This is a genomic window from Blastococcus sp. KM273129 (assembly GCF_021698995.1).
Lineage (GTDB): Bacteria > Actinomycetota > Actinomycetes > Mycobacteriales > Geodermatophilaceae > Blastococcus.
Genome location: NZ_SSXB01000098.1, coordinates 1 through 12,591 on the forward strand (window position 1 = coordinate 1; position 12,591 = coordinate 12,591).

Genomic DNA, 12,591 nt, shown 5'->3' on the forward strand with positions numbered 1-12,591 from the left:
CCCCCTGGCTGACCGTCGTCCTCACCCTCGACGACCCGCTGGAGATGGCCGCCCACCCCGACCCGGCGCAGCCCCCCGGCCGGTTCGACGCCCTGGTCGGGGGGCTGCACACCCGGCCGGCGCGGATCGTCCACCCCGGCCGGCAGGCCGGCATCCAGCTCTCCCTCACACCCCTGGGCGCCCGCGCCCTGCTGGGCCTGCCCGCCGGTGAGCTGGCCTCGGCGGACGTCGGGCTGGCCGACCTGCTCGGCCCGCCGGGCGCGGAGCTGCTCGCGCGGGTCCGTGCCGCCGACGGCTGGCCGGCCCGGTTCGCCGCGCTCGACCGGGCGCTGCTGCACCGGCTGCGCGAGGACGACGGCGCCGTCCCGGCGGAGGTGGCCGAGGCCTGGCGGCTGACGACGGCGGGCGGCGGCCGGTTGCGCGTCGCCGAGGTGGCCGCCCGCGTCGGCTGGTCCACCCGGTACCTCGAGCGGCGGTTCCGCGCCGAGACCGGGCTGGGCCCCAAGGAGGCGGCCCGCGTCGTGCGGTTCGACCGGGCCCGGCGCGCCCTGGCCGGCCGCGCCGTCCGCGGCCTCCCACCCGACCTCGCCGCGCTCGCCGTCACCACCGGCTTCAGCGACCAGGCGCACCTGACCCGGGAGTGGACCGCGTTCGCCGGCCTGGCACCCACCCGCTGGCTGGCCGCGGAGTTCGGATACGTGCAAGACACCTCCGTCCTGGACTCGGCACTGTCGGGGGCATGACGAACCCCACGACCACCGCAGAGGCACCCGGCGCGGGCCAGCCCCCGCCGCCGCAGGTGTGGCCCGCCTTCCGTGCCCGCGACGCCCGCGGGCTCATCCGCTTCCTCGTCGACGCCTTCGGATTCGAGGAGACCGTCACCTACGGCGAGGGCGAGCGGGTGGACCACGCCCAGCTCGACTGGCCCGAGGGCGGCGGCGTCATGCTCGGCTCGGTGCGTGACGACGGCGGGCAGTGGCCGGTGGAGTCCACCGGCTGCTACGTCGTCACCGCCGATCCGGACGCCGTGCACGCCCGCGCGGTCGCCGCCGGAGCCGAGATCGTCCGGCCGCCGTACGACACCGACCACGGCTCCCGGGACTTCGCCGCCCGCGACCCCGAGGGCAACCTCTGGCAGTTCGGCACCTACCGGGGTGAGCCCCGCCGGGGCGGCTGAGCTCGCGCGGGACCGGCGCGGACGCCAAGATCGTCGGCATGAGCGACGCCCGCGCCGGACAGCCCGCCCAGCCCGCCGACCTGATCGACGTGGCGTCGCTGGTCAGCGCTTACTACACCGTCGAGCCCGATCCGGCCGAGCCCGCCCAGCAGGTGGTGTTCGGCACCTCCGGCCACCGCGGGTCGTCGTTCGACGCGGCGTTCAACGAGGCGCACATCCTCGCGACCACGCAGGCGATCTGCGAGTACCGGGCCGAGCAGGGCTTCGACGGGCCGCTCTTCCTGGGCCGGGACACGCACGCGCTCTCCGAGCCGGCCTGGGCAACGGCGCTCGAGGTGCTGGCCGCCAACGACGTCACCGTGCTGGTCGACGCCGGCGGCCGCTACACCCCGACGCCGGCGATCAGCCACGCGATCCTGCGGGCCAACCGGGGCAAGCAGTCCGGGCTGGCCGACGGCATCGTGGTGACGCCGTCGCACAACCCGCCGCGCGACGGCGGCTTCAAGTACAACCCGCCCAGCGGCGGGCCGGCCGACACCGACGCCACGGGCTGGATCGCCGGGCGGGCAAACGACCTGCTGCGCGCGGGGCTCAGCGGCGTCCGCCGGGTGCCGGTGGAGCAGGGGCGCGCCGCCGCGCAGCCCTACGACTTCCTGGGCACCTACGTCGACGACCTCCCCGAGGTGGTGGACCTCGACGCGATCCGCGAGGCGGGCGTCCGCATCGGCGCCGACCCGCTCGGTGGCGCCAGCGTGGACTACTGGGCGGCGATCGCCGAGCGGCACCGGCTCGACCTCACCGTGGTCAACCCGCTGGTCGACCCCACCTGGCGGTTCATGACGCTGGACTGGGACGGCAAGATCCGGATGGACTGCTCGTCCCCGCACGCGATGGCCTCGCTGGTCGACCGCCGGCACGAGTTCCAGATCGCCACCGGCAACGACGCCGACGCCGACCGGCACGGCGTCGTCACACCCGACGGGGGGCTGATGAACCCCAACCACTTCCTCGCCGTCGCGATCGCCTACCTGCTCAGCCACCGCCCGGGCTGGGCCAAGGAGGTCGCCGTCGGCAAGACCCTGGTGTCCAGCTCGCTGATCGACCGCGTGGTGGCCGACCTGGACCGCCGGCTGGTCGAGGTGCCGGTCGGCTTCAAGTGGTTCGTCCCGGGCCTGCTCGACGGGTCGGTCGCCTTCGGGGGCGAGGAGTCCGCGGGCGCCTCCTTCCTGCGCCGTGACGGCGGCGTCTGGACGACGGACAAGGACGGCATCCTGCTCGCGCTGCTGGCCGCGGAGATCCAGGCCGTCACCGGCCGGTCCCCCTCGAAGCTGCACAAGCAGCTGACCGACCACTTCGGCGAGTCCGCGTACGCCCGGATCGACGCCCCGGCGACGCGGGCGGAGAAGGCGGCGCTGGGCAGGCTCTCCCCCGAGGACGTCTCCGCCACCGAGCTGGCCGGCGAGCCGATCACCGCCAAGCTCACCCGCGCGCCCGGCAACGACGCCCCGATCGGCGGCCTCAAGGTGACCACCGAGAACGCCTGGTTCGCCGCCCGCCCCTCGGGCACCGAGGACGTCTACAAGATCTACGCGGAGTCCTTCCGCGGCCCCGAGCACCTCGCGCAGGTGCAGGAGGAGGCCCGCGCCGTCGTCGCCACCGCGCTCGGAGGCTGACGCCGCGGCGACCCATCCGGGCCGCCCCGCGTCACGCGATCAGCTGACGTCGTCGTCGACCCAGTCCAGCGACTTGGTGACCGCCTTCTGCCAGTTGCGGTAGTAGCGCTCGCGCTCCCCGGCCGCCATCCGCGGTTCCCAGCGCTTGTCCTCGGCCCACCGGTCGGTCAGCTCGTCGAGCCCGGACCAGAAGCCCACGGCGAGCCCGGCGGCGTAGGCGGCGCCCAGCGCCGTCGTCTCGGCGACCCTCGGCCGGATGACCGGGACGTCGAGCAGGTCGGCCTGGAACTGCATGAGCAGCTCGTTGCCGACCATCCCGCCGTCCACCCGGAGCTCGGTCAGGTCGACGCCGGAGTCGGCGTTCATCGCGTCGAGCACCTCGCGGGTCTGGTAGGCGGTCGCCTCGAGCACCGCCCGGGCGAGGTGCCCCTTGTTCACGTACCGGGTGAGCCCCACGACGGCGCCGCGGGCGTCCGACCGCCAGTGCGGGGCGAACAGCCCGGAGAAGGCCGGCACGATGTAGGAGCCGCCGTTGTCCTCGACCGAGCGGGCCAGCTCCTCGATCTCCGGCGCGCTGCCGATCAGGCCGAGGTTGTCCCGCACCCACTGCACCAGCGAGCCGGTGACGGCGATCGAGCCCTCGAGGGCGTACACCGGCCTGCCGTCGCCGAGCTGGTAGCACAGCGTCGTGAGCAGGCCGTTCTCCGAGGGGACGGCCTCCTCGCCGGTGTTCAGCAGCATGAAGTTGCCGGTGCCGTAGGTGTTCTTGGCCATCCCGCGCTCGAAGCAGACCTGGCCGAACGTCGCGGCCTGCTGGTCACCGAGGGACCCGGCGATCGGCACCCCGGCGAGGAAGCCGGACCGGCGGCCCCGGCCGTACTCCTCGGAGTTGGACCGGATCTCCGGCAGCATGGCCACCGGGATGCCCATCTCCTCGGCGATCGCCTCGTCCCAGGTGAGCGTCCGGTAGTCCATGAGCATGGTGCGCGACGCGTTGGAGACGTCGGTCAGGTGCTGCCCGCCCTCGACCCCGCCGGTCATGTTCCACATGAGCCAGGAGTCGATGGTGCCCATGAGCAGCTCACCGCGCTCGGCCCGCTCGCGGGCGCCCTCGACGTTGTCCAGGATCCAGCGCACCTTCGGCCCGGCGAAGTAGGTGGCCAGCGGGAGCCCGACCCGGTCCTTGTACCGGTCGGCCCCGCCGCCCAGCGCGCCGAGCTGCTCGATGATCGCCGTGGTCCGGGTGTCCTGCCAGACGATGGCGTTGTGGACCGGCTCCCCCGTCGCGCGGTCCCAGACGACGGCGGTCTCCCGCTGGTTGGTGATGCCCACCGCGACGATGTCCGAGGTGCCGGCGTCGCTGCGGGCGATCGCCTGGCCGACCACCTCGCGGGTGTTCCGCCAGATCTCCACCGGGTCGTGCTCCACCCACCCGGCCCGCGGGAAGATCTGCGCGTGCTCCTTCTGGCCGACCGACACGACCGCGCCGTCGTGGTCGAAGAGCATGCAGCGGGTGCTGGTCGTGCCCTGGTCGATGGCTGCGACGTACTGCGGCATGGCCGTTCCTCTCGGTCGGGCGGTCTCCCGGGAACCCTGCCGGGTCAGCGGCGCCCGGCCCGGCGCCGGCGCGCCTTGTCGGCGTACATGTCGTCGTCGGCGGCCCGCACGACCCGCTCGTAGACCTCCTCGGGCTGCTCGCCGCCCTGCACCGTGCCGATGCCGATGCTGATGCCGACGGGCACCCGGGTGCCGCCGAGCTCCAGCGGCTCGGTGACCGTCGTGCGCAGCCGGTCGGCCAGGGCCTGGGCGTCGGCCCGCTCGGTGTTCTCGCAGACGATGCTGAACTCGTCCCCGCCCAGCCGGGCCGCGGTGTCGCTGGCCCGCAGCACCGAGCGCAGCCGGTCGGCGAAGGAGACGAGCACCAGGTCGCCCATGGGGTGGCCCAGCTCGTCGTTGATCGCCTTGAAGCCGTCCAGGTCGATGATCAGCACGCACGTGGGGGTGGCCTCGCGCCGGCCCCGGTCGAGCGCGTGCCGCAGCCGGTCGTGGAACAGCAGCCGGTTGGGCAGCCCGGTGAGCGGGTCGTGCAGCGAGCGGTGCACCAGCTGCGCCTCGAGCGCCTTGCGCTCGGTGATGTCCTCGACGATCAGGACGAGGTGCGCGGCCAGCCCCTCCGCGCTCTCGGCCACCCACGAGGCGGTGATCTGGACGGGGAGGTCGGTGCCGTCCGCGCGCCGCAGCCGGGTCTCGTGCCGCATCGGGCGCTCGGGGTTGGCCGTCAGGGTGGCGTACGCCTCCTGCGCGGCGAGGACCCAGTCCGGGTGCACGAGGTCCATCACCGGACGCCCGTGGAGCTCCTCCGCCGAGCGACCGGCCATCTCCGCGAGCGCCGGGTTGACGTCGAGGAGCAGCCCCCCGGGCGTCGTCAACGCGATCCCCATCGGCGCGTTGGCGAAGACGCTCCGCCGATCCGCCGGGGGCAGCGCGCCCGCCACCTCGATCACCCTCCACCTCCTGTGCCGGGTCCCATCTTGCTGGACACGCACGACGGTCCGCCCTCCGGACCGCCGGTCGCGGTTCCGGGACGCCTGATCGGGGGAACCCGGCGCGGGGAGGGGAGGATGCGGGGAGCAACCGGAGCCGGCGCCGAGGAGACGCAGATGAACGAGTTCGACCTGGTGCTGCCCAGCTCGGTCGACGTCCGCGAGGTGGGCATGCGCGACGGCCTGCAGCTGGAGGCCCCCGTCCCGCTGGAGGGCAAGCTCGCCATGCTGGAGGCGCTGGTGGCCACCGGCGTCCGCCGGATCGAGGCGACGTCGTTCGTCTCCCCCAGGGCGGTGCCCGCGCTCGCCGACGCCGACCAGCTCGCAGCGGAGCTGCAGCGGTGGCCGGGGGTGCACTGGTCCGCGCTGGTCGCCAACCCGCGGGGCGCCGTCCGCGCCGTCGACTGCGGGATCGCCGACCTGGAGTACGTGGTCTCCGCCTCCGACGGCCACAGCCGTGCCAACGCCGGGCGCAGCACCGCCGAGGCCGTCGCCGCGGTCGGCGAGATCGCCGCGCTCGCCCACGGCGCCGGCGGCTCCTTGGAGGTCATCATCGCCACCGCCTGGGACTGCCCCTTCGACGGGCGCACCCCGGTGGCGCGGACCGTCGACGTGGCGCGGGCGGCGGTCACGGCCGGTGCCGACCAGCTCTGCCTCGGCGACACCATCGGGACGACGACGCCGCTGCGCGTGGTCACCCTCGTCGACGCCGTCCGCCGCGCCTGCCCGGGCGTCGCCGTGGGCGTGCACTTCCACGACACCCGCGGCACCGGGCAGGCCAACGCCCTCGCCGCCGTGCAGGCCGGCGTGTCCCAGCTCGACGCCTCCGTCGGCGGGCTGGGCGGCTGCCCCTTCGCCCCGGGCGCGAGCGGCAACATCGCCACCGAGGAGCTGGTCTACATGCTGGAGGAGTCCGGGGTGCGCACCGGCCTGGACCTGGATGCGCTGCTGGCGGCCGCCCGCGTCACCGAGCAGGCCGTGGGGCACGAGCTGCCGAGCTCCCTGTACCGCGCCGGCGGCCGGTCGGTCCCCCGTGCGGCGGACGCGCGCTGATGGCCGTCCCCGAGCCGCCCCGGGTGGTCGACCCCCGGCTGATGCGCGACGTCCTCGGGCACTTCGCCTCCGGGGTCACCGTGGTCACCGCCGACGCCCCCGAGGGGCCGATCGGCTTCACCTGCCAGTCCTTCAGCTCGCTGTCGCTGGACCCGCCCCTGGTCGCGCTGGCCCCCGCCCGGACGTCGCGCACCTGGGCCCGGCTCCGCGAGATCGGCCGGTTCTGCGTCAACGTCCTCGCCGAGGGCCAGGACGCCGTCTCGCAGAACTTCGCCCGGTCCGGCACCGACAAGTTCGCCGGGGTCCCGTGGCGGCCCAGCCCGCACGGCTCCCCGGTGCTCGACGACGTCGTCGCCTGGATCGACGGCGAGCTGTGGGCCGAGTACGACGGCGGGGACCACACCATCGTCGTCGCCCGGGTGCTCGACCTGGGGGCGGTCCCCGACCGGCGGCCGCTGCTGTTCCACCGGGGCGGCTACGGCCTGCTGCGCGACGGCGAGGGCTGAGCACGGTTCCCGCCCCCGGGCGCGGGGCACCCACCGGGGCACACGTCCGGCGACGCGAGGAGGAACCGTGGGACTGCTCGACCGGCTCTTCGGCCGCAGGCGCCCGCACGAGGACCGCGGCCACGCGGGGTACGGCGGGGGCTACGGGGCTCCCGGCGGCCACGGCGGCGCCCCGGCGGGCCAGCCCTACGGCGCGCCGCAGCCGACCGCCGACGACCAGGCGATCGAGCGCTACCGCTACCTGCTGCGCACGGCGCCGCCCGACCAGATAGAGCAGGCGCACGCCGAGGCGTTCGCCCAGCTGACCCCGGAGCAGCGCGCCCAGGTGCTCGGCCGGCTGAGCGAGTCGGTGCCCGCCGGCGAGCGGCCGGCCGGTGACGACCCTCGGACGCTCGCCCGCGCCGCCACGCGGGCCGAGCTGCGGCAGCCCGGGTTCATGGAGCGCACCTTCGGCGGTCCCGGCGGCGGGCCGGGGTACGGCCCGGGGCGCGGGTACGGCGGGCCGGGCATGGGCAGCATGATCGGCGGCAGCATGCTCGGCACCATCGGCGGTCTGGTCATCGGCACGGCGGTCGCCGATGCGCTGTTCGACACCGGCCTCGGCGACGGCGGGCTCTTCGGCGGGAGCGACGAGGAGGCCTACGCCGCGGGGTACGAGGACGGTGCCGGCGGCTTCGAGGACCCCGGGGCCGGCTACGGCGGCGACTACGGCGGTGGCGACTTCGGCGGCGGGGACTTCGGCGGCGGGGACTTCTAGGCGCCGCGCCGCCGCCGGAGCAGCAGCAGGCCGAGCACCGGCAGCACCAGCGGCACGTACCCGTAACCGCGGCCGAACTCCGACCAGACCGTCTCGTCGGGGAACGCCGCCGGGTCGGCCAGTGACAGCGTGCCGATGACGAGCACGCCGGCCAGCTCGACCAGGATCGCGGCCAGTGCGGTGCGCCGGCCCCCGCGGCCGCCGCGGGCCAGCGCCACGGTGGCCACGACGTACACGGCCGCCGCGAACGCCGACAGCAGGTAGGCCAGCGGGGCCTCGTCGAACCGGGTGGCCAGCTGGACGCCGGCGCGAGCGCCCGCCGCGAGCGCGAAGATGCCGTAGAGCAGCACCAGCACGCGCGCGGGCCCGGCGGAACCCGGCGCCGCCGCCTCGGCGGGCCGGCCCAGCCCGCGGTCACGCACCCGTGGCCTCCCACAGCTGGAGCAGGCGCCACACCATGACGCCGACGGCGGCCGCCGCGACCGCGAGGACGGTGCCGGCCCAGCGGCTCCGCTCCGCCTGCGCCCACAGCACCCCCGCGACCGGGATGAGCAGCACACCGAACAGGTAGCCGAGGAACGTGGGGATGTCGGCGGGGGTGCCGTCGCCCATCCGCGCGAACGCCAGCACCGCCTGAAGGACCAGGAGCGCCTCCAGCAGGCCGGCGCCGGCGAGGTGCACCAGGCCGGTCCGGCGGCGCGCGACGGTGGACGCCAGCCCGGCGAGGACCACGAGGGCCGCCACGGCGGTGATCGCGACGACGAGGGCGGGGCTCACGATCGCGGCGCGGGCGGGACGGGGGCGAGCACGGCCCCATCCTCCCGCCCCCGGGGCGCGGGGCGGCTGCGGGGTCGCCGGCGCGGCTCGACCGGGTGTGCCGGCCGCGACCCCGGTGCGGACCGGCGTGGCAGGTTAGGCACACCTTAGTTAGGGCTCCCTAGCCTCAGTCCCCGACAGGAGCACCATGCGCACCGCCGCCCGGCCGCTCACGGCCCTCGCCCTCCCGCTCACCGCCGTCCTGGCGCTCTCCGCGTGCGGTGGTGACGCCGATGCCGAGACCGCCGCCCCCGCCGAGACGGAGACGGTCAGCTTCACCTGGGACCGGAACGTCGCCGGTGAGGACGAGGAGCCCGAGTACGAGCAGACGACCGTCGAGGTCCCGAAGAACCCCGGGAAGATCGTCACCTTCGACATCGCCAGCCTCGACACCATCGGCGCGCTCGGCGGCGAGATCGCCGGTGCCCCGCTCGACAACGTGCCGGACTACCTCCAGCAGTACCTGGCCGACGACGCCTTCAACGCCGGCACCCTCTTCGAGGCCGACCTCGTCGAGATCGAGGCGCAGCAGCCCGACCTCATCGTCGTCGCCAACCGCTCCGCGGCGCTGTGGGAGGACCTCAACGAGATCGCGCCCACCGTCGACCTGAGCCTCCGGGGCTCCTACACCGAGAACCTCGAGCGCAGCGCCACCTTCCTCGGCGAGGTGCTCGGCGCGGAGGAGGAGGCCGCCGCCGCGCTGGAGGAGATCGACGCCGGCATCGAGGAGGCGCGCGCCGCGACCGCCGACGCCGGCCCGGGCCTGGGCCTCATGGTCTCCGGCGGCGAGCTCAGCGCGCTGGCGCCCGCCGGCGCGGACGCCGTCGGACCCACTGTCCGCGGGGGCCTGATCTACGACGTCTTCGGCGTGGAGCCCGCGGTGGAGGACGTCGAGGCGGCCACCCACGGCGAGCCGGTCTCCTTCGAGTTCCTGCTCGAGGTCGACCCCGACACCCTCTGGGTCGTCGACCGGGACGCCGCCACCGGCGAGGCGGGCGCCCAGCCGGCCGCGGCGGTGCTCGACAACGAGATCGTCCGGCAGACGACCGCCGCCCGGGAGGACCAGATCGTCTACCTCGACCCGATGGCCTGGTACATCGTGTTCGGGGGCCTGGACTCGACGCAGATCATGATCGACGACGTCCTCCAGATCGCGGGGTGACCGCCCGGCACCGGGCCGCACGGCTGGCCCCCCGTCGCCCGTGACGACGCTCACCGCGACCCCGGCGAGCACCCCCACCCGGATGCGGTCCCGCCGCACCTGGGTGGGGGTGCTCATCGGCGTGCTGCTCGTGGTCCTCGCCGTCACGAGCCTGTTCGTCGGGGTCTCCGACGTCACCCCGGCGTCGTTGCTGGCCGGCGGCGCGCAGAGCGACGCGGCCTTCCTGCTGGTGGCCAGCCGCATCCCCCGGACCGTCGCCGTCGTCCTCGTCGGCGCCTCCCTCGGCATCGCGGGTCTCATCCTGCAGATGCTCGTGCGCAACAAGTTCGTGGAGCCCAGCACGACGGGCGTCACCGAGTTCGCGACCCTCGGCATGCTCGTCGCGATGATCTTCTTCCCGGGCATGGCCGTCTTCGGCAAGATGGGCGTCGCCGCGGTCTTCGGGCTGATCGGGACCTGGGTGTTCCTCCGGGTGGTCCGCTTCGTGCCCGTGCGGCAGCTGGTGCTCGTCCCGCTGGTCGGGCTCATGCTCGGCGGTGTCGTCGAGGCCGTGACGACCTTCTTCGCCTACCGCCTGGACCTGCTGCAGTCGCTGCAGCAGTGGTCGCTGGGCAGCTTCGCCAGCGTCATGCAGGGCCGCTACGAGCTGGTCTGGGTCGCGGGGCTCATGGTCGTCGTCGCCTGGGTCGCCGCCGACCGGTTCAGCGTCATCGGGCTCGGCGAGGAGTTCGCCACCAACCTCGGCCTGGACTACCGGCGCGTGGTCGCGATCGGGATGGTCGTCGTCGCGGTGATCACGGCGGCGGTGCTGGTCACCGCAGGCATGATCCCGTTCCTCGGGCTCGTCGTCCCCAACGTCGTGAGCCTGATCATCGGCGACAACGTCCGCCGCGCGGTCCCCTGGGTGGCCGGGCTGGGCGCGGTCTTCGTCGTCGCCTGCGACATCCTGGCGCGGGTCGTCCGCTTCCCCTACGAGATCCCGTTGTCGCTCGTCGTGGGCATCATCGGCGCCGCGCTGTTCCTCTGGCTGCTCCTGCGGAAGAAGAGCCGTGCTCACTGACCCCGCCCCGCAGACCGCCCCCCGCCGGACCTCCGCGCACCTCCGCGAGCGGTGGGCGCAGCCGCCCGTGCGGCTGGCGGTGCTCGGCGCCGCCGTGCTGGTTCTCGTCGTCGTCTACCTGTTCACGGACGTCCCCGGCTCGCTGCTCTTCGCGCTGGAGATCCGCAGCCTCGCCGTCGCGGCCATGGTCGTCGTCGCCACGGCCGTGGGGGTGTCCACGGTCGTGTTCCACACGATCACGCAGAACCGCATCCTCACCCCGTCGATCATGGGGTTCGACGCGTTCTACCGGTTGATCAGCACCGTGATCGTCTTCCTGTCGGGCTCCGCGTCGTTCCTGGCCTTCGACGCGCTCACCCTGTGGCTGGTCCAGGTCGCCGTCATGGTCGCGTTCAGCGTGCTGCTGTTCACCTGGCTGTTCGGCGGCAAGCGGCGCTCGCTGCACCTCATGCTGCTGGTGGGCATCGTGCTCGGGACCTTCTTCCGCGCGGTGACCGAGTGGATGCAGCGGATGCTCGACCCGCTGGACTTCCAGGTGCTCTCCGACTCGCTGTTCGCCTCGCTCACCCGGCCCGACGAGCTGCTGCTCGGGCTCACCGCGGGGCTGGTCGCGCTGGGCTGCGCCGCCGTCGTCCCCCTGCTGCGCACCCTCGACGTGCTGACCCTGGGCGCGCCGGCGGCCGTGGGGCTCGGCATCGAGCACCGGCGGGTCGTGATGGTGCTGTTCACGATCGTCTCGGTCATGGTCGCCGCCTCGACGGCGCTGGTCGGGCCGATCCTGTTCTTCGGGCTCATCGTGGCCAACCTGGCGTACTGGTACGCGGGGTCGTTCCGGCACGTGTGGACGCTGCCGTCGGCGGTGCTCCTCGGCATGGTGTGCCTGCTGGGCGGCCAGCTCGTCCTCGACCGCGTGCTCGACTTCGGCGGCACCCTGTCGGCGGTCATCGAGTTCTCCGGCGGCCTGTTCTTCCTCTACCTCGTGCTTCGGAAGGGGGCGCGGTGATCACGCTCGACAACGTCACCAAGCGCTACGGCGGCCAGGCGGTCGTCGACGACGTCTCGATCACCTTCGGCGCCGAGGGCGTCACCTCGCTCATCGGGCCGAACGGCGCGGGGAAGTCGACGCTGTTCGCCCTGGTGGGCCGGCTGATCGCGCCCGACGCCGGCCGCGTGGCGGTCGACGGCATGGACGTGGCGACGACGCCGTCCGCCCAGCTGGCGAAGGTCCTCGCCGTGCTGCGGCAGGACAACCAGGTCGCCGCCCGCCTGACCGTGCAGGACCTGGTCGAGTTCGGCCGCTTCCCGCACTCGCGGGGCCGGCTCACGGTGGTGGACCGCGACCACGTCGAGCGGGCGATCGGCTACCTGGACCTGGACCCCTACCGGCAGCGGTTCCTCGACGAGCTCTCCGGCGGGCAGCGCCAGCGGGCGTTCATCGCGATGGTGCTCGCGCAGGACACCGAGTACGTGCTGCTCGACGAGCCGCTGAACAACCTCGACCTGCGGCACATGACCGAGATCATGCGGCTGGTCCGGCAGATGGCCGACGACCTGGGCAAGCGGGTGGTCACGGTGCTGCACGACATCAACTTCGCGGCCACCTGGTCCGACCGCATCGTCGCGATGCGCGACGGCGCGGTCGTGGCGGACGCGGCCGCGCGCGACATCATGCGGCCCGAGGTGCTGGCGGCGGTCTACGACACCTCGGTCGACGTCCGGGAGATCGACGGCCGGCCGGTCGCCCTCTACTACGGCTGACCGGGCCGCCCCCTGGGCCACGATCGAGGCACCTGATCATGGCGCGTCCTCCCTCGCGGGGGGACGCGCTGCGGTGCGGGAGGACG

The 12,591-nt window shown here is 74.3% G+C and carries 14 protein-coding genes; 10 read left to right on the forward strand and 4 right to left on the reverse strand.

All coding sequences use genetic code 11. From position 1 onward, the window contains the following. From E9565_RS19575 to pgm, 3 genes are all read left to right on the forward strand, one after another. A partial coding sequence (locus tag E9565_RS19575) for an AraC family transcriptional regulator (RefSeq protein ID WP_236836547.1) occupies nt 1-743 on the forward strand: 743 nt, incomplete at its 5' end. Further along, on the forward strand, nt 740-1,177 hold the full coding sequence (locus E9565_RS19580; protein WP_236836548.1) for a VOC family protein: 438 nt from the start codon (nt 740-742) through the stop codon (nt 1,175-1,177). The genes E9565_RS19575 and E9565_RS19580, both read left to right, overlap by 4 nt. Before the next feature lie 38 nt (nt 1,178-1,215). Then, on the forward strand, nt 1,216-2,850 hold the full coding sequence (gene pgm, locus E9565_RS19585) for a phosphoglucomutase (alpha-D-glucose-1,6-bisphosphate-dependent) (RefSeq protein WP_236836549.1): 1,635 nt from the start codon (nt 1,216-1,218) through the stop codon (nt 2,848-2,850). Nucleotides 2,851-2,889: 39 nt separating this feature from the next. Here the strand turns inward: pgm and glpK are convergent, their stop codons facing one another. Both glpK and E9565_RS19595 read right to left on the reverse strand, forming a co-directional pair. Further along, the gene (gene glpK, locus E9565_RS19590) at nt 2,890-4,407 is read right to left on the reverse strand and encodes a glycerol kinase GlpK (RefSeq protein WP_236836550.1); all 1,518 of its coding nucleotides are present in this window, start codon (nt 4,405-4,407) and stop codon (nt 2,890-2,892) included. Nucleotides 4,408-4,451: 44 nt separating this feature from the next. Beyond that, a complete protein-coding gene (locus tag E9565_RS19595; RefSeq protein ID WP_236836551.1) occupies nt 4,452-5,354 on the reverse strand; it encodes a sensor domain-containing diguanylate cyclase in 903 nt (300 codons plus the stop codon). 156 nt (nt 5,355-5,510) lie between these two features. On the opposite strand from E9565_RS19595, the gene E9565_RS19600 reads away from it, so the two are divergent. The 3 genes from E9565_RS19600 to E9565_RS19610 all read left to right on the forward strand — a co-directional run bounded on the left by E9565_RS19600 (nt 5,511) and on the right by E9565_RS19610 (nt 7,709). Next, nucleotides 5,511-6,446: a hydroxymethylglutaryl-CoA lyase gene (locus E9565_RS19600; protein ID WP_236836552.1), complete on the forward strand. Its 936-nt coding sequence runs from the start codon at nt 5,511-5,513 to the stop codon at nt 6,444-6,446. Then, a complete protein-coding gene (locus E9565_RS19605; RefSeq protein WP_236836553.1) occupies nt 6,446-6,952 on the forward strand; it encodes a flavin reductase family protein in 507 nt (168 codons plus the stop codon). Before E9565_RS19600 ends, E9565_RS19605 begins: the two co-directional genes overlap by 1 nt. Before the next feature lie 67 nt (nt 6,953-7,019). Beyond that, nucleotides 7,020-7,709, forward strand: a complete 690-nt coding sequence (locus tag E9565_RS19610; protein WP_236836554.1) for a hypothetical protein — start codon at nt 7,020-7,022, stop codon at nt 7,707-7,709. On the opposite strand, the gene E9565_RS19615 is transcribed toward E9565_RS19610, so the two are convergent. Together E9565_RS19615 and E9565_RS19620 are read right to left on the reverse strand one after the other, a co-directional pair. Then, nucleotides 7,706-8,131 carry a hypothetical protein gene (locus E9565_RS19615; RefSeq protein WP_236836555.1) on the reverse strand — a complete coding sequence of 142 codons (426 nt, stop codon included), beginning with the start codon at nt 8,129-8,131 and terminating at the stop codon, nt 7,706-7,708. The two genes, E9565_RS19610 and E9565_RS19615, sit on opposite strands and share 4 nt — an antisense overlap. After that, on the reverse strand, nt 8,124-8,486 hold the full coding sequence (locus E9565_RS19620) for a hypothetical protein (protein ID WP_236826565.1): 363 nt from the start codon (nt 8,484-8,486) through the stop codon (nt 8,124-8,126). The genes E9565_RS19615 and E9565_RS19620 overlap by 8 nt, the downstream gene beginning before the upstream one ends. A gap of 187 nt (nt 8,487-8,673) precedes the next feature. Between E9565_RS19620 and E9565_RS19625 the strand changes: the two genes are divergently transcribed. Genes E9565_RS19625 through E9565_RS19640 form a run of 4 tightly spaced genes read left to right on the forward strand, consistent with a single transcriptional unit; the run spans nt 8,674 to nt 12,505 of the window. After that, nucleotides 8,674-9,687 carry a siderophore ABC transporter substrate-binding protein gene (locus E9565_RS19625; RefSeq protein ID WP_236836556.1) on the forward strand — a complete coding sequence of 338 codons (1,014 nt, stop codon included), beginning with the start codon at nt 8,674-8,676 and terminating at the stop codon, nt 9,685-9,687. A gap of 40 nt (nt 9,688-9,727) precedes the next feature. Further along, a complete protein-coding gene (locus E9565_RS19630) occupies nt 9,728-10,747 on the forward strand; it encodes an ABC transporter permease (protein WP_236836557.1) in 1,020 nt (339 codons plus the stop codon). Beyond that, nucleotides 10,737-11,750, forward strand: a complete 1,014-nt coding sequence (locus E9565_RS19635; protein ID WP_236826568.1) for an iron chelate uptake ABC transporter family permease subunit — start codon at nt 10,737-10,739, stop codon at nt 11,748-11,750. Before E9565_RS19630 ends, E9565_RS19635 begins: the two co-directional genes overlap by 11 nt. Further along, entirely contained in the window at nt 11,747-12,505 is a 759-nt protein-coding gene (locus E9565_RS19640) for an ABC transporter ATP-binding protein (RefSeq protein WP_236826569.1), read from the forward strand. The genes E9565_RS19635 and E9565_RS19640 overlap by 4 nt, the downstream gene beginning before the upstream one ends. Nucleotides 12,506-12,591 lie beyond the last annotated feature (86 nt).